Origin of the sequence: uncultured Alcanivorax sp. (assembly GCF_947258575.1) — a bacterium.
Classification (GTDB): domain Bacteria; phylum Pseudomonadota; class Gammaproteobacteria; order Pseudomonadales; family Alcanivoracaceae; genus Alcanivorax.
Genome location: NZ_CAMYIV010000011.1, coordinates 492,528 through 515,971, shown reverse-complemented (window position 1 = coordinate 515,971; position 23,444 = coordinate 492,528). Strand labels below are relative to the sequence as shown.

General features: G+C 60.3%; 23 protein-coding genes. 13 read left to right on the top strand and 10 right to left on the bottom strand.

Annotated elements, in window-relative coordinates; translation table 11 throughout:
• Position 1 precedes the first annotated feature (1 nt).
• A complete protein-coding gene (locus tag Q0Y02_RS13390) occupies positions 2 to 1,021 on the bottom strand; it encodes an AraC family transcriptional regulator (RefSeq protein WP_297769379.1) in 1,020 nt (339 codons plus the stop codon).
• A gap of 163 nt (positions 1,022 to 1,184) precedes the next feature.
• Between Q0Y02_RS13390 and Q0Y02_RS13385 the strand changes: the two genes are divergently transcribed.
• Both Q0Y02_RS13385 and Q0Y02_RS13380 read left to right on the top strand, forming a co-directional pair.
• Positions 1,185 to 1,616 (top strand): SRPBCC domain-containing protein, encoded by a 432-nt coding sequence (locus Q0Y02_RS13385; RefSeq protein WP_062816225.1) that lies wholly within the window; start codon positions 1,185 to 1,187, stop codon positions 1,614 to 1,616.
• Between the two features lie 25 nt (positions 1,617 to 1,641).
• Positions 1,642 to 4,302: an MMPL family transporter gene (locus tag Q0Y02_RS13380; protein WP_297769373.1), complete on the top strand. Its 2,661-nt coding sequence runs from the start codon at positions 1,642 to 1,644 to the stop codon at positions 4,300 to 4,302.
• Positions 4,303 to 4,773: 471 nt separating this feature from the next.
• On the opposite strand, the gene Q0Y02_RS13375 is transcribed toward Q0Y02_RS13380, so the two are convergent.
• The 5 genes from Q0Y02_RS13375 to Q0Y02_RS13355 form a co-directional block, all read right to left on the bottom strand.
• Positions 4,774 to 5,544: a hypothetical protein gene (locus tag Q0Y02_RS13375; protein WP_297769371.1), complete on the bottom strand. Its 771-nt coding sequence runs from the start codon at positions 5,542 to 5,544 to the stop codon at positions 4,774 to 4,776.
• 143 nt (positions 5,545 to 5,687) lie between these two features.
• Entirely contained in the window at positions 5,688 to 7,190 is a 1,503-nt protein-coding gene (locus tag Q0Y02_RS13370; protein ID WP_297769368.1) for a fumarate hydratase, read from the bottom strand.
• Positions 7,191 to 7,546: 356 nt separating this feature from the next.
• On the bottom strand, positions 7,547 to 8,422 hold the full coding sequence (locus Q0Y02_RS13365) for an alpha/beta hydrolase (RefSeq protein WP_297769365.1): 876 nt from the start codon (positions 8,420 to 8,422) through the stop codon (positions 7,547 to 7,549).
• The gene (locus Q0Y02_RS13360; protein ID WP_297769363.1) at positions 8,419 to 8,694 is read right to left on the bottom strand and encodes an acylphosphatase; all 276 of its coding nucleotides are present in this window, start codon (positions 8,692 to 8,694) and stop codon (positions 8,419 to 8,421) included. The genes Q0Y02_RS13365 and Q0Y02_RS13360 overlap by 4 nt, the downstream gene beginning before the upstream one ends.
• Positions 8,678 to 9,973 carry a YihY family inner membrane protein gene (locus Q0Y02_RS13355; RefSeq protein ID WP_297769360.1) on the bottom strand — a complete coding sequence of 432 codons (1,296 nt, stop codon included), beginning with the start codon at positions 9,971 to 9,973 and terminating at the stop codon, positions 8,678 to 8,680. The genes Q0Y02_RS13360 and Q0Y02_RS13355 overlap by 17 nt, the downstream gene beginning before the upstream one ends.
• 77 nt (positions 9,974 to 10,050) lie before the next feature.
• Between Q0Y02_RS13355 and arsC the strand changes: the two genes are divergently transcribed.
• The 9 genes from arsC to Q0Y02_RS13310 are packed head-to-tail and all read left to right on the top strand — an operon-like array spanning position 10,051 to position 18,069.
• Positions 10,051 to 10,404 carry an arsenate reductase (glutaredoxin) gene (arsC, locus tag Q0Y02_RS13350; RefSeq protein WP_297769357.1) on the top strand — a complete coding sequence of 118 codons (354 nt, stop codon included), beginning with the start codon at positions 10,051 to 10,053 and terminating at the stop codon, positions 10,402 to 10,404.
• A 7-nt stretch (positions 10,405 to 10,411) separates the two neighbouring features.
• Positions 10,412 to 11,005 carry an NAD(P)H:quinone oxidoreductase gene (wrbA, locus tag Q0Y02_RS13345; RefSeq protein ID WP_297769355.1) on the top strand — a complete coding sequence of 198 codons (594 nt, stop codon included), beginning with the start codon at positions 10,412 to 10,414 and terminating at the stop codon, positions 11,003 to 11,005.
• Between the two features lie 2 nt (positions 11,006 to 11,007).
• The gene (locus tag Q0Y02_RS13340) at positions 11,008 to 11,349 is read left to right on the top strand and encodes a DUF2069 domain-containing protein (RefSeq protein WP_297769352.1); all 342 of its coding nucleotides are present in this window, start codon (positions 11,008 to 11,010) and stop codon (positions 11,347 to 11,349) included.
• Positions 11,339 to 12,019, top strand: coding sequence for an RDD family protein (locus Q0Y02_RS13335; protein WP_297769349.1), 681 nt, complete (start codon positions 11,339 to 11,341; stop codon positions 12,017 to 12,019). Before Q0Y02_RS13340 ends, Q0Y02_RS13335 begins: the two co-directional genes overlap by 11 nt.
• Positions 12,016 to 13,008 (top strand): stage II sporulation protein M, encoded by a 993-nt coding sequence (locus Q0Y02_RS13330; protein WP_297769346.1) that lies wholly within the window; start codon positions 12,016 to 12,018, stop codon positions 13,006 to 13,008. Before Q0Y02_RS13335 ends, Q0Y02_RS13330 begins: the two co-directional genes overlap by 4 nt.
• On the top strand, positions 12,989 to 14,494 hold the full coding sequence (locus Q0Y02_RS13325; RefSeq protein ID WP_297769343.1) for a DUF4129 domain-containing protein: 1,506 nt from the start codon (positions 12,989 to 12,991) through the stop codon (positions 14,492 to 14,494). The genes Q0Y02_RS13330 and Q0Y02_RS13325 overlap by 20 nt, the downstream gene beginning before the upstream one ends.
• Positions 14,487 to 15,794 carry a DUF4350 domain-containing protein gene (locus Q0Y02_RS13320; RefSeq protein WP_297769340.1) on the top strand — a complete coding sequence of 436 codons (1,308 nt, stop codon included), beginning with the start codon at positions 14,487 to 14,489 and terminating at the stop codon, positions 15,792 to 15,794. Before Q0Y02_RS13325 ends, Q0Y02_RS13320 begins: the two co-directional genes overlap by 8 nt.
• Complete coding sequence (locus Q0Y02_RS13315) at positions 15,791 to 16,762, top strand: MoxR family ATPase (RefSeq protein ID WP_297769337.1); 972 nt, start codon at positions 15,791 to 15,793, stop codon at positions 16,760 to 16,762. Before Q0Y02_RS13320 ends, Q0Y02_RS13315 begins: the two co-directional genes overlap by 4 nt.
• Positions 16,759 to 18,069 (top strand): DUF58 domain-containing protein, encoded by a 1,311-nt coding sequence (locus Q0Y02_RS13310; protein ID WP_297769334.1) that lies wholly within the window; start codon positions 16,759 to 16,761, stop codon positions 18,067 to 18,069. Before Q0Y02_RS13315 ends, Q0Y02_RS13310 begins: the two co-directional genes overlap by 4 nt.
• Positions 18,070 to 18,246: 177 nt before the next feature.
• On the opposite strand, the gene Q0Y02_RS13305 is transcribed toward Q0Y02_RS13310, so the two are convergent.
• Positions 18,247 to 18,747: an elongation factor P hydroxylase gene (locus tag Q0Y02_RS13305; protein ID WP_366516926.1), complete on the bottom strand. Its 501-nt coding sequence runs from the start codon at positions 18,745 to 18,747 to the stop codon at positions 18,247 to 18,249.
• 112 nt (positions 18,748 to 18,859) lie between these two features.
• Between Q0Y02_RS13305 and Q0Y02_RS13300 the strand changes: the two genes are divergently transcribed.
• Positions 18,860 to 20,215, top strand: coding sequence for an MATE family efflux transporter (locus tag Q0Y02_RS13300; protein ID WP_297769327.1), 1,356 nt, complete (start codon positions 18,860 to 18,862; stop codon positions 20,213 to 20,215).
• 160 nt (positions 20,216 to 20,375) lie between these two features.
• Here the strand turns inward: Q0Y02_RS13300 and Q0Y02_RS13295 are convergent, their stop codons facing one another.
• Entirely contained in the window at positions 20,376 to 20,831 is a 456-nt protein-coding gene (locus Q0Y02_RS13295) for a gamma-glutamylcyclotransferase family protein (RefSeq protein ID WP_297769324.1), read from the bottom strand.
• A 286-nt stretch (positions 20,832 to 21,117) separates the two neighbouring features.
• Here Q0Y02_RS13295 and Q0Y02_RS13290 point away from each other — a divergent pair, with 286 nt between their 5' ends.
• Positions 21,118 to 21,804 carry a hypothetical protein gene (locus tag Q0Y02_RS13290; RefSeq protein ID WP_297769321.1) on the top strand — a complete coding sequence of 229 codons (687 nt, stop codon included), beginning with the start codon at positions 21,118 to 21,120 and terminating at the stop codon, positions 21,802 to 21,804.
• A 165-nt stretch (positions 21,805 to 21,969) separates the two neighbouring features.
• Here the strand turns inward: Q0Y02_RS13290 and tusA are convergent, their stop codons facing one another.
• Both tusA and Q0Y02_RS13280 read right to left on the bottom strand, forming a co-directional pair.
• The gene (gene tusA / locus Q0Y02_RS13285; RefSeq protein ID WP_297769318.1) at positions 21,970 to 22,206 is read right to left on the bottom strand and encodes a sulfurtransferase TusA; all 237 of its coding nucleotides are present in this window, start codon (positions 22,204 to 22,206) and stop codon (positions 21,970 to 21,972) included.
• Positions 22,203 to 23,444, bottom strand: coding sequence for an MFS transporter (locus Q0Y02_RS13280; protein WP_297769315.1), 1,242 nt, complete (start codon positions 23,442 to 23,444; stop codon positions 22,203 to 22,205). The genes tusA and Q0Y02_RS13280 overlap by 4 nt, the downstream gene beginning before the upstream one ends.

Below are 23,444 nucleotides of genomic sequence, written 5' to 3'. Positions count from 1 at the left end.
ATCAGGCGAATTGCTTGCGGTACTGGCCCGGCGCGCAGCCCTGCCAGCGTTTGAAGGCATGGTAGAAATTAGCAGTGTCGGAAAAGCCCAGTTCCATGGCCAATGCCTGCATGTCACAACCCGGCTCACGCAGGGCCTGACAGGCGTGCTGGTGACGAACCTGGTCGCGCAGCTGGGCAAAGCGGGTGCCTTCCTCCTGCAAGCGACGTTGCAGGGTGCGGGGTGTCATGGCCAGGGCGGCGGCCACCGCTTCCATGGTCACGCCCTGCCCGCCCAGCATGATTTCCAGCTGTTTGATCACCTGGCCGGACACACCGGCAGCCCGTGATAAACCGGACAGTACCTCATCGGCGGATTTGCGCAGGCGCTCGTTGTATTTGGGATAAGCCCGGGGCAACGGTTCATTGAGCAGACTGGCCGGGATAGTGATGGCATTGTGTTGCTGGGCAAAATGCAACGGGCACTGAAAAAACTGCTGGTAAACCGCCACCTGATCCGCCACCGGCTCGTCGTGCAAAAAACAGGCTCCGTTTACCGGCATGGAGCCACCCAGCAGGGAGCGGCCGATGGCCACCATAGTAGCCACCACCACTTCGTTATGGGTGCGGGTGGCGGTAAAGCGCAGGGTCGGGTCCTTGCTGGCCACCGCCAACATCACATCGTTATCGATGGCATTCAGAGAGAAGTCCAGATAAGGGACCACCAGATCCTTGTAGCGAAACAGCATGGCCAGCCCTTGTTCCAGGGTGTCGGCCGTTGCCATCACGTTGCCAAGCAGATCCAGATTGCCATAGTGATTGTCAGCCCCCACATGCAAACCGAACAACGGATCGTCACTGTCGCTGAACGCGGAATAAAGCAACTCGTCCAGTTGCAGCAGGCTGATAAAACGGTCGTTGCGACCGACAATGTCCGCATCAATACCGGCACGCTCGAACAGGGATTGCACATCCAGGCGGCTGCGCAGCGATACCTCAAGGAGGCCGGGTAAAATGGAAGCTGGAAGCAACGTTGTGGTCATGGTGTTTCCTCGCAATCACCCGAAACTAGGCAAAGGCATCGGACAGGTCAACCAACCCTGATAGATTGGCCCGTTTGACCGACTGGAGCTTCCCTCAGACAGTGAGTACTCTAGGGAGCCGCTGAACAACTCCTTGCTCAACCAATCAACAACCGGATCGATTATGCTCAAACGCTATCTGGTCGACGAGGTCACCGACACCCGGGCCTCGCGCAAGCAGGCTTTCAAACTGTTTACCGACGCCACCAACTGGCAGAACTGGTGTTCGGTAGTGCGTCATGCCCGTCTCCTGAATGGCAACTGGCGCCCCGGCGCCCTGCTGTTGTTTGTGGCAGACCTGCCCGGCCTGCCGCCGGCGCCGGTGGTGGTCCGGGTGATGGAATACAAGGAAAACGAGCGCATCACCTGGGGTTTGCATCTACCCTTCGCCCGTATTACCCATCGCTTTACGTTTATCGACGATGGTCAGGGTGGCTGCCGAGTGCATCAGGAAGAATGGACCGAAGGGCTGCTCACCCTGCTGGCCTGGCCTGCCGGCAAACTGATTCACCGCTTCGATACCCGCTTTGCGGCAGAATACGCTGCCATGTTCTGATTATTGACCCTGAACGGATTCCTTCATGACTCATCGACTGTTTAATGCCTACTGCCGGGTTGTGCTGGCACACCCGGTTTTCTGGCTGGCTCTGCTGGCCCTGCTCTGTGCGGTTGCTGCCTGGCAGGCCCGGGAGTTCAAAATTGATGCATCGGCAGATTCGCTGGTGCTCGAGAACGATGAGGCATTGCAGTACTACCGGAAGATTTCCAAGCGCTATGGCGGCAGTGATTTCCTGATCATCACCTATACGCCGTCCCAGGCGCCGCTGTTCCAGCGCAATACGCTGGAACACTTGCAAGCATTACAGAGCGATCTGAAACAGGTCGACCGGGTCAGTTCGGTGTACAGCATGCTGGATGTGCCGTTGCTGTTCAGCCCCCAGGTGGAATTCAGCGATCTGGCCAACGACTACCGTACCCTTACGGACCAGGATGTGGACCTGTCATTGGCGGAAAAGGAGTTCACCGAAGAAAACCCGCTGTATGAAGATCTGCTGGTCAGCGACGATGGCAACACCACCGCCCTGCTGGTGAGTTTCGAGCGCGACGAAACCTATTACGAGCTGCTCTACCGGCGTAATGAGCTACGCACTCAGCAACACGAGGGCGAACTGGACGAAGACGGCGAACAGGCGCTGGAAGAGGCCTCACAGGCCTTCAGTGACTACAGCAGCAAGATTCAGGAACGCACCGCCGGCGAGATTGATCAGGTGCGCGACATCATGGACACCTACCGGGACGAGGCAAAACTGTTCCTGGGCGGGGTCCCCATGATCGCCACTGACCTGGTGCGTTTTATCCGCGCAGACCTGAAAATTTTCGGGATCGGCGTACTGGCCTTTCTGATCGTTACCCTGTTCATGATTTTCCGCCGCCCCCGCTGGGTGGTGGTGCCCCTGGCCTGCTGTGGCGTCACCGTGCTGACCGTGACCGGCTGGCTGGGCTGGATGGACTGGAAGGTTTCGGTGATCAGCAGCAATTACATATCACTGCTGCTGATCATCACCATGTCGATCACCATCCACCTGACCGTGCGTTTCCGGGAGCTGCATGAGGAAAACCCGGATGCGAGCCAGAAGTGGCTGATCCGGGAAACCGCCGCCCACATGATGCGGCCCATGATCTACATGATCCTCACCACCATGGTGGGCTTCTCTTCTCTGGTGATCAGCGGGATTCGCCCGGTGATCGACTTCGGCTGGATGATGACCTTTGGCCTGGGCGTGGCGCTGGTGGTCTGTTTTCTGGTTTTCCCGGCCCTGCTGGGTCCGTTGAAGGCCGGCCAACCACAACAGGGGCGTGACTTCAGCCGCAAGTTCACACTGGCGTTTGCCAGCTTTACCGAACAGCACCGCCCTACCCTGATGGTGCTGGCCATTATCACCGTAGTCGCCTCGCTGTGGGGCGTCAGCCGATTGACGGTGGAAAACCGCTTTATCGACTATTTCCAGGAAGACACCGAAATCTACCAGGGCATGCTGCAGATTGATCGCAAGCTGGGAGGCACGACGCCACTGGATATCGTCATCGATGCGCCCAGCACTGAAGCCCGCACGGCGACAGCGTCATCCCAGCCGGCTACCGGCTGGGATGGTGAATCCATGGACGATAGCGCCGAAGATCCGTTCGCATCTGGCGGCGATAGCGACCCGTTCACCAGTGCAGAGCCCGATCCGTTTGCAGACAGTGGCAGCGATCCGTTCTCTGGCGCCTCAGGCAGTGAAGATCCCTTTGCCAGCGCCCCTTCCGACGACCCGTTTGCCGAACCACAACAGGCCAAACCCAATCCCCTGAAAGGCGCCTACTGGTTCACCCCGGCCCGATTGGCCCAACTGGTGGAGATCCAGAACTACCTGCAATCCCTGCCAGAAACCGGCAAGGTGTTGTCCATCGCCACGACTTACAAGGTTGCGGAAAAACTGAACGAGGGGCCGCTCAGCTATGTACAGCTGATGCTGCTGGCCAGCTTCATTCCCGAGGACCTGCGCGACCAGCTGGTGCGCCCCTACCTGTCAGACGACGGCAACCAGGTGCGCTTCAGCGTGCGGGTGATCGACTCGGACGAAAACCTGAATCGCAACGAGCTGCTCGCCAAGATCCGCACCGATATGGAAAACAACTTCGGCCTGCAACCGGAACAGGTGCATCTGACCGGCGCCATGGTGCTTTACAACAACATGTTGCAGAGCTTGTTCGATTCCCAGATCAAGACCCTGGGCTATGTGTTCGCCGCCATTCTGGTGATGCTGCTGATTCTCTTCCGCAGCCTGCCTGTGGCACTGATCAGCATGGTGCCGAGCCTGATCTCAGCATCGCTGGTGCTGGGGCTGATGGGCTGGATCGGCCTGCCGCTGGATCTGATGACCATCACCATCACTGCCATCACTATCGGCATCGCCGTGGATGACACCATTCACTACATCCACCGCTTCCATGAAGAGCTGCCGAAAGACAACGACTACGTGGCCACCATGAAGCGCTGCCACGGCTCCATCGGCAAGGCCATGTACTACACCTCGCTAACCATCATTGCCGGCTTCTCGATTCTGGCGTTCTCCAACTTCAACCCCACGGTGTACTTCGGCCTGCTCACCGGTCTGGCCATGCTGGTGGCCCTGCTCAGCAACCTGACGCTGCTGCCGGCACTGCTGATCTCGGTGAAGCCGAAGCTGCGGGCGGGTTGAAGCCAGCTGTAGGAGCGGCGCTCAAGCCGCGAACCGTACTTGGGAATGCCTTCGCAAGTCAGTTCGCGGCTCATACCCGCGGAGCACAGAGAGCGCCGCTCCTACGGTGGAGTCTGGACAGGGTTTGGCCACTTTGATTGACCACTGACCAAATGAACAGTATATTGATTGTCCGGGTGGCCCCAGGCCTTCGTACTGTGACCCCAGGAAGACCTGATTGATCTCCGTAGCCCCAGGGATGGGGCCGGGCTCCCGGACTTATTCGACAGATCTGGCAGGCTGGGTTTCGCAACGCGAACCTCAAGCCTAAGCCAGTTGCGTAGGGTCGATTAGCTTCAAGCGTAATCCACCAGCACACCGTGAATATGTGGATTACGCCTACGGCTAATCCACCCTACGGCGCAGAACGATAATCGCGTGGTCAGGGATTTAGGATTTGGGGTGAGCCGTTAAGAAACGGGAGCAGCCGGCTTAATTGCCCTCTTGCCGGTCAGGCTGACACTGGGAACCCAGCAGGTTCTGGGCAAGCACGTAGCGATCCTGGGCATTTTCCGCCCGGATCTCACCCACAGACAGGTACTGCAAGGTCCAGTTGTCCCAAATTCTCGTATAGCGACTTTCCAGCAGCACATCACCACGCATCATGGTGGCTCGCTCCGCCTTCACCGTCAGCTTGTCGCCATCACGCCGGATCTGATACCCCTCATTGGGATACAGCACTTCCAGACAGGCCAGAAACCGTTTCAAGGTCATTGCCGAGGCGGAGCCCACGGTAAACGCCAGTGGCAGGTTCGGCACTTCCAGCATCAGGTTGTGGATATTGGCGCCGTCCAGCCTTTCCAGACGCTGGCTCTGGGCCTTTTCCTGTTCCTCTTCGGCATTGCGCAGGCTTTCCGCCATTTTCTGGGCCTGAAGCATGTCATCGCGTAGCTCCCGACGCCGCTGTGCCTGCCGACGCTGCGCTTCCTTGTGGGCCAGCACGGCCTGCCAGGCCCTTTCTACCTCCAGATCCACCTGTTGCGCATAACGCCGGGCCTTGCGGGCTCGGGCGATTTGCTCCACGCAGTCACCCTGCCATGCCGTAGCCTGCTGCTCTTTCAGGTAACGGGCATCCCGGTGGTGCTGATAGAGAGACTGACAGCCTCCTACGCGGGCGCCCAGCGCGTCGATCTCATGGTAGTCGAGGCCATCCACCTGGGCTGGCGCACGGGTCCAGCCCAGCCAGTCGGCCGTGGTCGGCACCACAGTGCTGCAACCGCTGACAGTCGCTATCAAGCACCCAATGAGAAAAGCCGGAACAATACGCACAACAGAACGTCGCCTGTGAGATCGGGACGGGAAAGAAAGGGGGTAGCCAGGCTACCCCCTCCGAGACTTGCAGGAGCTTAACGTGCAGCGATCTTTTCTTTCCAGATCACCGGGCCGGTCTTGTGAACGGATTCACCTGTGGAGTCCACGGCCACGGTCACCGGCATATCTTCCACTTCGAATTCGTAGATGGCTTCCATGCCCAGGTCTTCAAAGGCGGCCACACGGGATTTACGGATCGCCTTGGACACCAGGTAGGCAGCGCCGCCCACGGCCATCAGATATACCGCCTTGTTGTCCTTGATGGCTTCAATGGCGGTATCGCCACGCTCAGCCTTGCCGACCATGCCGATCAGACCGGTTTCTTCCAGCATGGTGCGGGTGAACTTGTCCATACGGGTGGCTGTGGTGGGGCCGGCGGGACCGACCACTTCGTCACCCACCGGGTCCACCGGGCCCACGTAGTAGATAAAGCGGTTGGTGAAGTCCACGGGCAGTTTTTCACCCTTGGAGATCATGTCCACCATGCGCTTGTGGGCGGCATCACGGCCGGTGAGCAGCTTGCCGGACAGCAGCAGGGTATCGCCGGGCTGCCAGGTCTGCACTTCTTCCGGGGTGACAGTATCCAGATTGACGCGCTTGGCGCCTTCGTCGTTGCCCCAGGCAATGTCCGGCCACTCTTCCAGGTCCGGTGCCTTCAGATCCGCCGGGCCGGTTCCATCGAGAATGAAGTGAGCATGACGGGTAGCCGCGCAGTTGGGGATCAGCGCCACAGGTTTGTTGGCCGCGTGGGTGGGGTAATCCACCACTTTCACGTCCAGCACGGTGGTCAGGCCGCCCAGGCCCTGGGCGCCAACGCCGAGGGCGTTCACTTTTTCGAACAACTCCAGACGCAGCTCTTCAGAACGGGTCTGGGCGCCACGGGCCTGCAGCTCGTGGATGTCGATGGGATCCATCAGGGATTCCTTGGCGATCAGCATGGCCTTCTCGGCGGTGCCGCCGATGCCGATGCCGAGCATGCCTGGCGGACACCAACCGGCCCCCATCTTGGGAATCTGTTCCAGCACCCAATCCACCACGGAATCGGACGGGTTGAGCATGGCGAACTTGGATTTCGCTTCTGAGCCACCGCCTTTGGCGGCCACATCGATTTCCAGGGTGTCACCGGGCACGATGGAGTAGTTGATCACCGCTGGGGTATTGTCCTTGGTGTTGGCACGCTTGCCGTCTGGGTCCGCCAGCACCGAGGCGCGCAACACGTTCTCCGGGTGGTTGTAGGCCCGGCGCACACCTTCGTTGATCATGTCGTCCAGGCTCATGTCGCCTTCGAAGGTGACATTCATGCCCACCTTGGCAAACACCGTCACGATACCGGTGTCCTGGCAGATCGGACGACGGCCCATGGCGGCCATGCGGGAGTTGACCAGGATCTGCGCCATGGCGTCCTTGGCAGCCTTGCTCTCTTCCTTCTCGTAGGCTTCTTTCACCGCGCGGATGAAATCCACCGGGTGGTAGTAAGAGATATACTGCAAGGCATCGGCCACGCTCTGAATCAGGTCATCCTGGCGAATCACCGTCATGGGATTACTCCTGCTGGGACAAATTGGGGGCGCGTAGTATAGCGCAGAGTGTGAAGGGGGTGAAAACCGAAAGCGGGCAGTGCTTGCCAGCCAGCCCTCTTTGCAGGAGTGTCGAGAATTGAGGCCTTTCTGTAGGAGCTATGCTTGCATAGCGAACCGAGCCCAGCGAGGCGGCAGAGATCCACGTCGTCCGCCGTTCTTTCTGGAACCTGTCGAGCGCTGGGCTTCCTGATCGGCCAACGGTCGATTTACGCGCAAGCGCGGTTCGCCATGCAAGCATAGCTCCTACAGCGGCTTCGTAGAGAGCACCGAAGTTTAGCCTTTTCCCCATCCAACGAGCGTAGCTCGTAGCTCATTCAATCGCAGCGGGTATTATTGAGTAACCGCAGCAGATGATCGTTGACAACTTCCGGTTGCTCCAGGTGCAGGAAGTGCCCGGCATTGGCGATCCGCTGCAGCTCCACACCACCGCTGAAGTCACTCTCTACCAGAGTGTGTTCGAGCAGTTTGGGGCTCATACAGCCATCATTCTCGCCGATCAGTATCTGAGTGGGCGTGGAAATATCCTGACCCAGCCAGCTCAGGGCTTTGCGCTGCTCCTTCTTCCACAGCTTGAACATGGCCCGGTACCAGCCCAGCGCCGCCCCGATAACACCTGGTTCGGCCAGGGTGTGCTTGGCATTGTCCAGATAGAGACCGGGGTCCCAGTCCGGCGACCAGCGCCGCCACAGGGTGTCCACACCACTGAGATCACCACGCTTGAGCCAGGCTTCCGGTGCAACCGGCAACTGGAAAAATTGCATGTACCCGCTAAGTAACACTTGTTCGGGCACTTTGAGCAGCGCCTGGGGGATACGCCTCAAGGGCGGAATCGCCAGGGCACTGAAAGAGCAGAAGGTTTCCGGAGACTGGGCACAGGCCAGATAGCCCACCGCTGCGCCCCAGTCATGACCGATCAAATGGACTCGGCCGCCCAGCTGAGCGGCGAATACCATCAGGTCATCCACCCCTGCATAAACAGAATAATCACCACTCCCGGACTGACAGCTCGGTGCATAACCGCGCAGAGCCGGAGCAATCGCCGTATACCCGGCCGCCGCCAGGGCATTGATCTGTACCGCCCAGTTTTCGTAGGTGTCCGGAAAACCGTGCAGCAAAATCACGGGCTCGCCGCTGCCAGCCATCAGGGCCGGAAAGCGCAAGTCCCCGTTTACCAGTTCAACCTGTTTCATCGAGTTACCTCAAAATGCCGGGTCTGCGGCGCCTCTGCATCCCGGGTGATGACCTCCTCCACCCGGGCCATGGCCGGCCCCTGGCGCATAGCGTCCAGCATCGCCGATACCGCATCCGGCGGGCCGTGCAAGATGGCTTCCACACGGCCGTCGTCACAATTACGTACCCAACCGGCAAGATCTCGCAGGCTGGCTTGGTGTTGGGTCCAGGCCCGGTAGCCTACCCCCTGAACCATACCGCTCACCAGTACATGTTTAGTGATCGCCATCATTGCTCTCCCGATTCTCCTCTTCGTCGGCAATACTGTCGCGACGTTGAAAGAGTGTATCCAGCGGCATCTCCAGCGGCGCCATCATACCGTCACGGGCCTGATCCATCTTTTCCTTCAATGTCCGCTCCCAGGCGGATTCATCATTACCCAGCCGCACACGCAACTGGCTATGGGCAGGCCAGGGCAGCATGGCCACCAGCTGCCCCAGGGTCAGGTTGCGCAGATCCCGGGATAACATGTAACCGCCCTCCTCTGTACGCCGTATCAGCTTGGCGTCCATCAGCAGATTGCGGAATTCATCCCACTGGCTCACGCCGCAGTCGCGCATCACCTGACGGACTTCCTTGCTGCGCAGTACCTTGCCATGTTGTTGACGCAGCCAGAAGGAATGCAGCAAACGCATCAACGCATGCATTCTGGGAACCTGGCGTCGATGTTCCTGAAATACCACCAGAGCACGCACCAGCTCCGCGCCGCCGAGCACGATAATCCAGGAAATATAGACCCATAACAGGAACACCGGCACCGCCGCAAAGGCACCGTACACCACTTCATAACTGGGAGTCTGGCGGATAAAAAAGGCAAACGCGCTTTTCGCCAGCTCGAACAGCAGCGCCGCGCAAGCCGCACCCAGTATGCCCTGGCGTAGCGGCACATTGGTATTGGGCACCACCGTATACATCAAGGTAAGCATGGCCGTGGTAAAGAGGAAAGGCAGCAACGACAGCCACAGCCTGACCCCACCGAGATAATTCACGGTATCACTGAAAATAGCCTGGGAGGTCAGGTAGGAAGAGATCGCCAGACCCGCCCCCAGACAAATCGGCCCCAGGGACAACACCGCCCAGTACATCATCAGGCTGGTGAGTCCCTTGCGAGCGCTGCGTACTTTCCAGATACGGTTCACGGTCTGCTCGATGGTACGCAGCATCAATACCGAGGTGATGATCAGAATAATCACCCCCGGGCCGGTCAGATTGGTGGCCTGCCGGGCAAACGACTGCAGGTGCTCCAGCAGCATATTGCCCGCCGACGGCACGAAGTATTCAAACGCCCATTGCTGGAGCTGAACCCCCTTGCCTTTCAGCGCAGGCACCGAGGCCAGCACCGAAAAACTCACTGTCATCACCGGCACAATGGCAAACAGCGTGGTGTACGTCAGTGCGGCAGCGCTTTCCCGACAACCATCTTCCTTGAACTGACGCACCAACAGTGCAAAAAAAGCGCGAATGGAATCCAGCCTGGCGCGTACCGGAATGACGTTTTCATCAGTTTCCATGTTATCGGCATCCTCTCCTTGCCAGCGGATTCAGGCACCTTACAATGTCACCCTCACCCACAGAATATGCAAAACTCATGACGGACTACACCATCTTCCATAATCCGCGTTGTTCGAAATCCCGCCAGACGCTGGCATTGCTGGAAGAAAACGGCATCCAGCCCACCATCGTAAAGTATCTGGACGACACCCCGAATGCCGCCACCCTGAAAAGCCTGGTCAAGAAACTCGGCTTTGCCAGGGCTCATGATCTGGTACGCAACAAGGAAGCCGACTATAAAACTGCCGGCTTGTCGACGGAAAGCAGCGATGATGATGTCATCGCAGCAATGATTCAGTATCCGAAACTGATTGAACGCCCCATCGTGGTAAGGGGCAATAAGGCCGCACTGGGCCGCCCGCCAGAAAACGCCCTTAACCTGCTGGACTGACACCATCATGACGGATTATGTACTGGTGCTTTACTACAGCCGTAACGGCAGTGTCGCCAACCTGGCGCAACAGGTAGCCCGCGGTATCGAAAGCACCGGCATGGAGGCGCGACTGCGCACGGTGCCGGCAGTCTCTGCCAACTGTGAAGCCAGCGAACCCGCCGTACCCGAACAGGGAGCTCCCTACGCCAGCCTGGATGACCTGGCCGGATGCAGCGGCCTGGCGCTGGGGTCCCCTACCCGCTTCGGCAATATGGCGGCCCCCTTGAAATACTTTGTCGACCAGACCAGCGATCTGTGGATGAAAGGCACTCTGATCGGCAAACCCGCCGGCGTGTTCAGTTCCACCAGCAGCCTGCACGGCGGCCAGGAAAGCACCTTGCTGTCCATGATGACCCCGCTGATGCACCACGGCATGGTGATAACCGGTGTGCCCTATTCCGAACAAGCACTACTGGATACCCGCAGTGGCGGCACCCCCTATGGCCCCACCCACTTCGCCGGCACCGACGCAGACCCGTCGCTGACCGACCATGAAATCTCTCTGGCAAGGGCGCTGGGCAAACGTCTGGCTACCCTCGCTCGCCAACTCAAGGCCTGAACATGAATCTTCTGCTTCTGCGTATCAGCTACGCACTGTTGTTGTTTGTCGGTATTACCGGGCTGTTCAGCCTGGCGCCGCCAGACGTGCATATTGTCTCCAGTATTATCTTTGCAGTGATTCTCTATGCCCCGCTGCTCTTGATGCTGCCGGCCGTGATCAGTGGCAACAAGCGCCAGGCCACCTGGTTGTGCTTCATCCTGTTGTTCTATTTCTGCGGTTATGCCATCCAGCTTCTGGACCCGCCGCCGATACGCACCCTGGCCATTGCCAAGACCTCACTGACGGTAATGCTGTTTGTGTTTTCTGCCCTGCAGATTCGCCAGGGGCAACATGCTGATTGACGAACGGTTCGAGGTCGAAACACCGGAAGGGGCCATGCTCAGCCTGTCCCTGGCCGGCCCGGTGACCCGGGCCATGGCCTATGGCATCGACCTCACCCTTCGCTTAATTATCTTCGCGGTACTGGCTATTGTGCTCAGCCTGCTCGGCAAAATGGGCATCGGTCTGCTGCTGATCATCGGCTTTGCTCTGGAATGGTTTTACCCCACCCTGTTCGAAGCCCTGCGCCATGGCCAGACCCCTGGCAAGAAAGCCATGGGCATTGCCGTGGTCCACGCCAACGGCAGCCCGCTCAGTTTCAACGGCAGTCTGATCCGCAATCTGCTGCGCACCGCCGATGCCTTCCCGCTGTTTTACCTGCTGGGCTTCGTCACAACACTGATCAGCCCCCGCTATCAGCGCCTGGGAGATATGGCGGCCAACACCCTGGTGGTGCATATCGAGAAAACCGAGACCACCCGCAAGCAACATAACGACCCGGCCAATCCACCGGACTGGCCACTCAGCGCCCAGGACCAACTGGCCCTCCTGGCTTTCCACGAGCGACGGGACCAGTTTTCTGAAGCCCGCCAGCAAGAGCTGGCGCAACTGGCGTTCCCGGAACTGAGCCCGCAACTGGCACTGCAACGTCTGCGCTCCGTGACCCGTTATCTGCTTGAGGGGGCCCAATGAAACAGGCTCGCTTCGAACAACAGTACCGCCCGCTGTGGGACTCATTGGAACAGCAACTGGATCAACTGGAGGCTCTGCGGGTGGCGCGCAAGAAACGCCTGCCCCTGGACCGCTTCGTGGCGGATTACCGCCAGCTCTGCCATCAACTGGCATTGGCCCGGGAGCGCACCTACAGCCTGGAACTTCAGCAATACCTGAACAATCTGGTGCTGCGCGCCCACCGCCAACTGTACCGCTACAACCCGCCCCTGGCGGATCGCATTGGCGAATTCTTTGCCAGCGGATTCCCCGGTGCCGTTCGCCGACAATGGAAGTGGCACCTGATCAGCGCACTCAGTTTTATTCTCTCCATCACACTTGCCTGGGCTCTGGTGCAACAACAACCGGAGATGGTCTACACCGTGGTGGACGAAGCCATGCTCTCGGAGCTGGAGCTCATGTACCAGCCGGAGGATTCTGCCGGCGGCGACATCCATGCCGGGCGCGAGGGCGAAGATGATGTGCTGATGTTCGGTTACTACATCAAGAACAACATCGGCATTGCCTTTCGTACCTTTGCCGGCGGCCTGCTTTTAGGCGTAGGCGCCATTTTTGTCATGCTGTTCAACGGCAGTTTCTTTGGTGCCATCGCCGGCCACCTGATCAACACTGGCGGCCATGAGGCCTTCTTTACCTTCGTGATCGCCCACGGCGCTCCGGAACTCACCGCCATCGTGCTGGCTGGGGGAGCTGGGCTGCGACTGGGCTGGGCGATTATCGCGCCGGGCCAATGGTCGCGGCTGGATGCCCTGCGCCTGGCGGCACGGGATGCATTGCCAACCATGTACGGGGTATTTGCCCTGCTGCTGCTGGCCGCTTTCATCGAAGCCTTCTGGTCGCCCAGAGACTTCGACGCCACCATAAAATACAGTGTCGGTGCCGCCTGCTGGGCACTGCTTTATCTCTATCTTTTCTTCGGGGGACGTCAACGTGGAGCTGGAAAAGGCTAGCGCCCGCCTGGCACCGCGTAGCCCCTGGCAGACGGTGGACCTGGGCACAAAACTGTATCGGCAATGGGCCGCACCGGTGTTGTGGGTATGGCTGGCATTCACACTGGTGCCTTTCGGACTCATGCTTGGCTGGTCGCTACTGGCAGAAGCGCTGTGGCCGCTGTTTCTTTTCTGGTGGCTCAAGCCACTCTGGGAGCGTCCGTTACTGGCCTGGTACAGCCATGCCCTGTTTGCGGAAACCCTGACCCTGAAGCAATTATTCCAGCGCTGGCGTCACTACGCCCTGCCCGGCCTCGCCAGCCAGCTCACCTGGCGGCGTTTCAGCCCCGCACGCAGTTTCAATACCTGCGTCTGGCAGCTGGAGGGCGCGAAAGGCGAACAGCTCTGCCAGCGCTTGCGGGCGCTGAACAGCTACCCCTCCAACCGGGCCGGCATCATGACCATCGTGGTACTGCACCTGGAGCAGTTTATGGCCATGGGGCTGATGGTGCTGCTTTATACCCTGGTGCCCTGGCAGTTCAGCCTGGAATGGAGCGACTGGTTCTACGATCAGGGCGCCCTGCAGATGGCCATTGCCAGTGCCACCCTGTACCTGGTCATGTGTGTCACCGAACCGCTCTACGTGGCCTGTGGCTTTGCCCTCTATCTTAACAAGCGCACCTGGCTGGAAGGCTGGGATCTGCAACTGGGGCTGACCCGTCTTGGCCGCCACCGGGCAACCCGCACCGGCGCTGGCGCCACCGTGCTCATCCTACTAGGCCTGATGCTGCCCCTGCCGGAACCCGTGTCGGCTCAACCCGCCCCCCGCAATGAAGAACAACAACAGGTCATCGAGTTACTGGCCAGCCCGGACTATATGCCCTTCGAAGAGCGCACCGAGCGCCAATGGAAAGACCGGGACGACGACAGCAACAGCTGGCTGGAAAAGTTCTGGAAGCACTTCTTCGATAACCTGGACGATGATGAGCAAGAGGAACCTTCCTCTCGGCCCTTCGACATCCCCGATGTCGTGCTGTGGATTCTGTTCTGGGCCCTGTTCGCCGGGCTGGTTATCTGGTTGCTCACCAAGGTGATGGATCAGTTGGGTCTGGGCAGACGGCATCAGGCCCCCACCCCGGTGATTCCCACCCACGTTGCCGGCATGGATATTCGCCGCCAGAGCCTGCCAAAAAACCTGCGCCAGGCGGTAGAAAAAGCACTGGCCGCCAACGACATTCGCCTGGCCCTGTCGCTGATGCTGCGCAGTGCCCTGGCCAGCCTGCTGCGCCGCTATCCGGTAGCACTGGCGGCGGGCAGCACCGAGCAGCAATGCCTGCGTAACCTCAAGGCCACCCATGGCGAGCCCCTGCCGATTCTCTACCTGCAGCGCCTGATCCAGGCGTGGATCAGCACCGCCTGGGCACATCGTCCGGTGGATGCCGATGCGGTGCGCGCCCTGCTGACTGACTGGGAGCAGATCAACGCCGAGGAGGCTGCCAATGCGTAGAAAGCTCCCCTGGCTGGGCGCCCTGTTGGTGATGGCCCTGATAATCGCCTACTACGCACTCACCGAGCCGGTCACTGTGATCGAGCGGGCGGCGCCGGATAGCACCATTCAAAGAAATCCCTACAGCGCCACCCAGGACTGGCTGGCACAGCGAGGGCAGCCCAGCAAACGGGTGCTCAGTGCCGCGGCCCTGTTTCCGTTGCCGGAAGACGCCACCACCCTGGTCATCGATAAACAGCGCGGCCTGCTCAATCACAGTCAGGTCCGAACGCTCCTGCAATGGGTGGAAACTGGCGGCGAACTGATCGTCGAAGCACGCCCACTGCCAAAATCCCGGGATGAAGATACCGCCACCGAGATGGAGTGGCAGGACAATGACCCTCTGCTCTACAGCCTCGGGATCACTGTCTGGAAAAGTGAGCACGAAACCGACGACGAAGAGCTGGATCCGTTTTTCGAACTGCTCGATGCCCTGCCTGCCTTTGCTGGCAACCCCCTGCAATACTGCCTTCAGACCGATAACGACGAACTGCGTGAAACCTGCGAGGCACTGGCCTGCGAGGCGCCCCCACAACCGGATCCCCTGCTGCTGCATGCCGGCGATGACCAGCCCTCCCGCCGTATCCAGCTGCACAGTCAGCATGTGCTCTGGCACAACAGCTGGAATGAGGACAGCGGTGAGCAAGAATTTCTCCCCGAGTGGCCGGTGGAAGTGACAGCCTATGCGGACAACGAATACGGCAGCCAGCTGGTCCAGCTCTCCCTGGGCGACGGTCAGGTCACCGTGCTCACCGACCTGGGGCTGTGGGACAACCAGAATCTGCATTATTTCGACCACGCCTGGCTGCTGGCCTGGCTCACCGGCAACCAACCGGTGTGGTTCGTGCGCTCTGTAGCCATGCCACCACTACTGCAATGGTTATGGCTGCGCGCCCCGGAACTGGGAACCGCGCTGCTGCTGCTTGTCGCCCTGTGGCTATGGTCACGCATCCCCCGTCGGGGCCCGATTCAGCCAGTGGCCGAAGACAACAACCGGGATTACCTGCAGCATCTGCACGCCAGTGGCTATTTCCTGTGGCGCACCGAACAGCAGGACACCCTGCTCACCGCCCTGCGCCAGCAGGCGCAAGCCCGACTCAACCGTTACCATCACCAGCGCCAGCAGGCCCTGGAACGTGCCGCCGCGCATCTGAAGGTCACCGTGGCGCAACTGGACCATGCACTGACACAGCCCCCGGCAAACCGCGACCAGCTCACCCAGCAGGTGGCCCTGCTGCAAGCACTGAGGAGTGAAACATGACACAGCCCACCACCCTGGCCGAGGCTGCCCGCCTGGCCCAGGATATTGAACACCACCTCAACCAGGTGCTGATTGGTCAGCGCCAGGTGGTTCGTGAAGTGCTGATCGCCCTGGTTTCCGGTGGCCACGTACTGATCGAAGGCGTGCCCGGGCTCGGCAAGACCCTGTTGGTTCGCAGCCTGGGCAAGGTGCTGGAGCTGGATTTCAACCGCATCCAGTTCACCCCGGACCTGATGCCCACGGACGTGACCGGCCACGCCATGTACGACCAGAAAAGCGAGCAGTTCCGCATTCGCCGCGGTCCCGCCTTCACGCAACTGCTGCTGGCCGATGAAATCAACCGGGCCCCGGCCAAGACCCAGGCAGCCTTGCTGGAAGTGATGCAGGAGCGGCAGATCACCATCGAAGGCAAGGCGTTCACTCTGAACGAACCCTACATGGTGCTGGCCACCCAGAACCCGCTGGACCAGGAAGGTACCTACCCGCTGCCCGAAGCCGAACTGGACCGTTTCCTGTTCAAGGTCTTGATCGACTACCCGGACCATGCGGACGAAACCCGTCTGGTGAACATGGTGCTGGACGGCACCATCCGCGCCAGCCTGGATGTGGAAAGCCTGAGCCCGGTCACCGATGCCGCCGGCCTGAAAGCCATGAAGGCGCTCAGCGACAGCGTGCTGATTGATGACGAGGTGCTCGACTATGCTTTGCGCATCGTTCGCGCCACCCGTGATTTCAGCGGCTTGAGCCACGGCGCCAGCCCCCGCGCCAGCATCGCCCTGGCCCGTGCCAGCCGGGTACAGGCCCTGTTCGAGGGCCGCGATTTTGTCACCCCGGACGATGTACAGCAGGTGGCCCGGCCGGTCCTGCGCCACCGTATCCAGCTCAGCGCCGATGCGGAAATCGAAGGCCAGACTCCGGAAACCGTCCTGGGTCGACTGCTGGAACAGGTGGAAGCGCCGAAGCAATGAAGCCGGCGCCGCGTCTTCTCCTGCTCACCGGCCTCTGGGCACTACTGGCCCTGGCGTTGCTGGTTATACCGGGGATTCTTGCCGTGGCCCTGTGGTGGGCGCTGGGTGCTTTGTCCGTGGTGATTGCCCTGCTGGACCTGTGGCACGCCCGCCGCCTGCCTGCACCGCAGGCGCAGCGGGAGCTGCCCACCGCCCTTTCAGTTCAGCAGCCGCACCCGGTACGAGTACGGGTTTCTTCGGCTAGCCTGCCGGAAAGCGTAGAGTTGGCCGACCAGCACCCCGGTGATGATCCCCACACCGGCCTGCCAGCCACCCTGACGCGGGCCAAGGCAGAACTGACCGAGCTGACCTATCACTATCGGCCCAGCCGCCGCGGCCCGGTACAGTTCGGCGATCTGGTGTTCTGGTTCCCCAGCCGCCTGAAGCTGTGGCAGGTGCGCAAGGTATGCGACGCCGCCTGCACCGTGCCGGTCTATCCGGACTTTTCCCGGCTCAGCCACAGCGGACTGGATGCCAACCATGCTCACCTGCTCACCGGCACCCGCCTGCAACCTCGCCGGGGCGAAGGCATGGAGTTTCATCAGCTACGGGAATATCACCCCGGTGACAGCCTGCGCCAGATCGACTGGAAGGCCACAGCCCGACGGCGCAGCCTGATCAGCCGGGAATACCAGGATGAGCAGAATCAACAGGTGCTGGTGATGCTGGATGGCGGCCGCCGTCTGGGCATGCCGGTGGGCTCGCTGACCGGCTTCGATCACGCCCTCAACGCCGCCCTGCTGCTGGCCTGGAGCGCGCTAAAGCAAAAGGACAAGGCCGGTGCCATGCTGTTCTCCGGCGACCAGCCACGCTGGCTGCCGCCGGTGCAGGGCCAGCAGGGCATCAACCACCTGCTCAACGGACTCTACGATCTACACCCCAGCCAGCATGCCAGCGACTTCAGCCTGGCTGCCCGGCAGCTGGTCCGCCGCAGCCGCCGACGCGCCCTTGTGGTACTGGTTACCCGTCTGCAGCAGGAAGACCTGGACGATCTGATGACTGCCGTGTCGCTGTTGCGCCGTCACCATCTGGTGCTGATTGCCGACATGCTGCTGCCAGAGCAGCAACAGCTGTCACGCCAACCGGTGGGCAACGATTTTGATCAGGCCCTGCAAGTGTGTGCCGACGCTCAGGAACAACAGGCCCGCCACGAGCTGCACACCCGCCTGCGCCACGCCGGCGCCCTGGTCACTGCTACCACCCCGCAGCACATGCCGGCGCAGATCAACAACCTTTATCTGATGCTGAAACGCAGCGGCAGACTTTAAGGGCAGTGAATAGTTAACAGTTAACAGCTCGCGCCAAGGGTCAGCACATTCAGAAACGAAAGAGGCCGCGCCCACAATTTGAGCGCGGCCTCTTTCGTTTCAGCACAAGAAAAGCCCGGTCGCGTCGCTGTTAACTGTTCACTATTCACTGTTAACTGAAACGCTCCACTCCACTGATCAAGGGCAATCAAAAACCTCGCCAAGCCCCTCCTCCAGGGAAATAGACGTGCGACCGTAGAAATCTGCCAGGGTCTGACACCAGAGTCGGGGGCGTTCGGGAAGGCCGTTTTTTACCAAGGAGCGCGCCTTGTCATGCACCTTCATTGCAAAGTCCCTCTCATCCCCCGCATCCCCATTCAGGTTATCCAATGACACCCGGAACGGATGGCCGCAGGCAGCGCAGAAAAGCGCCTCATAAGCCTGGGGCAACACTTCTACCCGGGTGAACTGCGCCTGCTGCTCGGCATTGCGTCCGTCCGGGGCATACCAGTAGCCATAATCTTCCTGCTGACGCCGCGCCGAACCCGCCACGCACCAGTGGGCGATTTCGTGCAGGGCGCTGCGGAAATAATCGCGGGTATAACAGATACGATGGGGGTTGCCCGGACGATATACAGGCTCGTCCGCGCCACCTTCCAGCACAGTGGTGTGGGAATGAAAAAAAGTGGCCCTAAACAGTCTGTCCAGGTCCTCGCTACGGTGCCCCCGGACAGCGCTTTGCGGTATGGTAGCCGCCTTTGTTTGGCCCTGTGGTTTACCGCCAAGATCACCCATAAGATTCGTCGCGCCTATGTCATCCCGTCGTCAGGAGCTCGTCGCCCAGCTCACACTTGCCCTGCCCATTCTCGGCGGCCAGTTGGCCCAGACCGCCAATGGCTTTGTGGATACCATGATGGCAGGGAGAGTCAGTGCCAATGATCTGGCCGCAGTGGCGGTGGGCGCCAGTATCTGGGTGCCCCTGTTTCTGTTCATGACCGGCGTGCTGATGAGCGCCACCCCGATTCTCTCCCGCCATCTCGGCGGCGAAGCTTACCATCGCATCAACCCGCTCGCCCAGCAGGGCATCTGGCTGGGCCTGGGGCTGGGGATTCTCTGCGCCCTGATCCTGCGCAGCATCGCCCCGGTACTGGTATGGATGGATGTGGACCCGGCCATTCGCCCGCTGGTCAGCGGCTATCTGGATGCGCTCAGCTGGGGCATGCCCGGTGCCGCCCTGATGCTGGCCATGCGCAGCTACACGGAATCCATGAATCACACCCGCCCGGTGCTGCTGTTCAGCGTGATCGGGCTGCTGATCAATATTCCCAGTAACTATGTGCTGATTTACGGCAAGCTGGGCTTTCCTGCCATGGGCGGTGTGGGCTGTGGCTGGGCCACCTCCCTGGTGATGTGGTCCATGGCGCTGATGATGCTGTTTTATACCCACCGCCACCCGGTGTACCAGCACGCCCCGCTCAATCTGCGCCGGCGCCATTTTGAAATGGCCAGCCTGGGGTACATGCTGCGCCTGGGCCTGCCGGTGGGGTTGTCGATCTTTTTCGAGGTCAGCATCTTTGCCGTGATTGCCCTGTTGATTGGCAGCCTGGGCGCACAGATCGTGGCCAGCCACCAGATCGCCCTGAATTTCACCTCGCTGATTTTCATGGTGCCGCTCAGCTTTTCCCTGGCCGCCTCGGTCCGGGTGGGTCATGCCAGGGGACGCCACGACGAGCCGGGACTGCGACATGCGGTGCAGGTGGCACTGTGTATCACCACCGTGGTGGGGGTGACGGCAGCAGCGGCGCTGGTCCTGGCAAGAAGCTGGATCCCCCATATCTATACCAATAACCGGGACGTGATCGAACTGGCCACCTATCTGTTGCTGTTCGCAGCGTTATACCAGGTATCCGACGCCCTGCAGGTCTGCGCCAACGGCTGCCTGCGCGGCTTCGAAGACACTGCCTGGCCGATGATCATGACCCTGTTCGCCTACTGGGGTGTAGGCCTGCCACTGGGTTACGGCCTGGGCCTGACCCACTGGTTCGGCGAGCCCATGGGCCCGGCCGGCTTCTGGATCGGCCTGGTCGCCGGCCTGACCGTGGCGGCCATTCTGCTAGGCTGGCGACTGCGCTGGCGGATGCAGCAAACCTTGTCACCAACCACCTGACATCATCCCTGTCCCGCGTCTCCCGTAGGGTGGATTAGCCTGGGCGTAATCCACCATCGTTTTGGCGTGATGACAGGTTGCCCAGTCAGGCAGCAGGTGGATTACGCTTAGGCTAATCCACCCTACGATACTGTCCGGCATCTTCTCGGCAGCCGCCCGCCTACGTTTCAAATACCGGCACCTGCAACAGCCTTCGGTAATAACTGTCGGTCAACCAGGGGCGCCCGCTCAACAGATGGTTGAGGTACCAGCGCTCCGGCTTCAGGTTTTCCGCCTGCCAGTCTGCATTGGCAATATAAACCCAGGTCGGCACTTCACCCGCACCTGTCAGCACCGGCATGCATTCACGCCGGTAACGGACCGGGTGCCCTTCATAGGGGTCCATCCGCTCGATTTCCCGATGATCGCGCAAGCGGTACAACACCCCTTCCACCACATCATTGGTCGGCACAATGTTGGCGTAGGCAATGCCCTGCTTGCCATGGGCCCGCTTGTTAAATGCCAGCGCCCACCCTTCAAGCCGCGCCGCCATGGACTCCCGATACTGCATGCCCCGTACCGCCATGCGGGCCGGATTCATATTCGAGCCATAGGCAAAATAATACTCACACTGCACACCCGCCTCCTGGATGAAATGAACATTAAAAGGGGATAACGCCGAACCACAAGTCAACCGCGTTCAGGCCTACAGGCTACGCCACCCCGACCCGCGGGCACCTTCGCGGCGAGCCACCTCAGTACCAAAACCGCGCAGCTATCAATTATCCATTATCAACTATCAATTGCTTTCTGCACCGGCTTGCATGGCCGCCTCGTACAGGCTAACGTGAATTAACGGGCCGTGCAGAACGAACACTGTGTGTCGGGCTGGCGGCGCCAAGGACTTGTACCGGGAGGTGCCCATGACTCAGGCTCACCGGCAACACCCTGGCGGGAACAATGTGGTTCCTTTCTCTCCACGCCGCAAAGCGGCACAGCCCCCCATTTTGCGTCTTTCCCCGGAATACGATGGCATTGAGCTGTTGTACGCCAACGACCACCACCCCGATAAACTCTTCTCCCTGAAAATCCTGGCCTGGGCTCGTCTCGCCAATGGCGATACCGTGGCCATGGTTCCCTGGCTGAAAGAACCGGTGACCGCCATGGCGCTGGCAGATCCTCTGAACGGCCGCTGGGAAGGCTACCGGCTGCCGGAAAGCGACTACCTGTTCGTTGAGGCTCCCGAGCACAAGGTACAGGAGCTGGATGCGGCACTGGGCTTCTTTGGCAAACCCCAGCCCGGCCAACAGATGATTCAGGAAATCCCCGATACCATCGGCACTCACGCAGTATTTTCCGAGGATGATTTTCACACCATCAGCCTGATGGAAGTGGTGAGCTGGCGGCTGACCGCAGACGGCACCCTGGCCGCTATGGTGGCCGATGAAAGCGGCACCATGGAAACCCCGGTACTACCCGGCGCCAAATGCCTGATCCAGGCGCAACAATTGCCGGACTTCCGCTACTTCTTTCAGCACGGCATCGCCAACAAACTGAAAGAACGCGACCCGGAAGCACTGGCGGCGGTGGCCATGCTGGCAAGGAGTTGAAAATGCAGTTAATCGTTAACAGTGAATAGTGAAAAGCTACGCGGATTGATCCGTGAGTGAATCCACAACGCAAAGAGGCCGCGTCCAAGCCATGGACGCGGCCTCTTTGCGTTCAACTTTCAATGCGCTTGGGCGCGCAACTATTCACTGTTAACTATTAACTGTTCACTGCTTTTTCCGTATCCAATAAACCCAAAGCTCCCCTTCCTGCGCCTGCCCCAACAAGGTATGGCCAAGAAACTGGCAGAACTTGGGAATATCCCGTTCGGTGGACGGGTCGGTGGCGCGCACTTCCAGGACCTCGCCTGGGGCCATGTCGCGCACCTTGTTGTGCAACATCATCACCGGTTCCGGACACAGCAGGCCGGTGGCATCGAGGTGGTGCTGGGCGTCGTGGCTCATGGAGTTACCTTTTTTGCGTTGCCATCAATGGGCGCTTGCCAGAAAAAGGCGGCCATTATAACGGCTGTGCAGAGAATCGCAGCCAGCAAGAAGTGGCTGGCATAGCCCAGCCAGGCCACACTGAAGCCGCTGGCCAGGGTGAAGGCTCCCACCGCAAACAACTGCACCGAGGCCTGCATGGTGTAGTCACTGCCCTCGTGGCCGCTGCGGCAATAGTCCATCATCAGTACAAACAGGGCGACGGTGGAAAGGCCGTCGGCGAATTGCTCGAACAGGGCCACCGGCCAGATCCAGTGATCCGCCGGGCTGCTGGCCACCATCCACCAGCCAAGAAAGGACACGGCCTGCAAGCCGGCAAAACCGAACAGGGCCAGTTTGCGCGACATCCTCATCATCAGCACGCCTGCCAACGCGGCCCCGGCCAGCCCCACCAGGGAAGACACCAGATCCAGGTGCCCAATGCCTTCCAGGCTCCACTGCCGATCTACCAGAAAGGGTTTGATCATACGGGAACCGAATCCATCGCCAACCTTGTAACCCAGCAGAATGAGCAACCAGACCGCCATTTGCGGTCGCCACCAGAATAACGTCAGTTGCCGCCGCCACCAGCGCAAGGTAACCGGCCGGCGGGGCTTCACCGGTTCTGGCGGCTCCCGGAATCGCCAGGCCACCAGGGCAACCAGCATCAAGGCGATGATCATGCACGCCATGGTGCCCTGCCAACCCCAGCGACCGACCAAAATCAGTAACGCACCACTACCCAAAATCATGCCGATCTTGTAGCCATTGACCTGGATGCTGTTGCCCAGCCCACGCAGGTCCGGCGTTAACAAGCGCGTAGCCAGACCGTCGGTGGCGATATCCTGGGTGGCACTGAACAGGTTGAGCAGGAACAGCAGCGCCACCAGCAGCACAAAGCCCGGGCCGAACAGCCATTCCCGGGGGAACAGTGCGGTGATGGCCAGCACCACCATCACGGCAAATACGCAGGCCAGAATCCATCGCTTGCGGTGATTGGGTTTGCCACTGCCCCAGCGGTCTACCCAAGGTGCCCAGAGAAATTTCAGCGCCCAGGGCAACGCCGGTAGCGCCAGCAGGCCGATCCATTCCGGTGACAGGCCTGCATCCCTGGCCAGGGCCGGCATGGACTTACCCAACAAGCCGGCCGGCAGACCCTGGGCAAAGTACAGCATACCCAGGGTGGCAAAGAGTGCCGGGGTGGCACGGGTTGTGGGCAT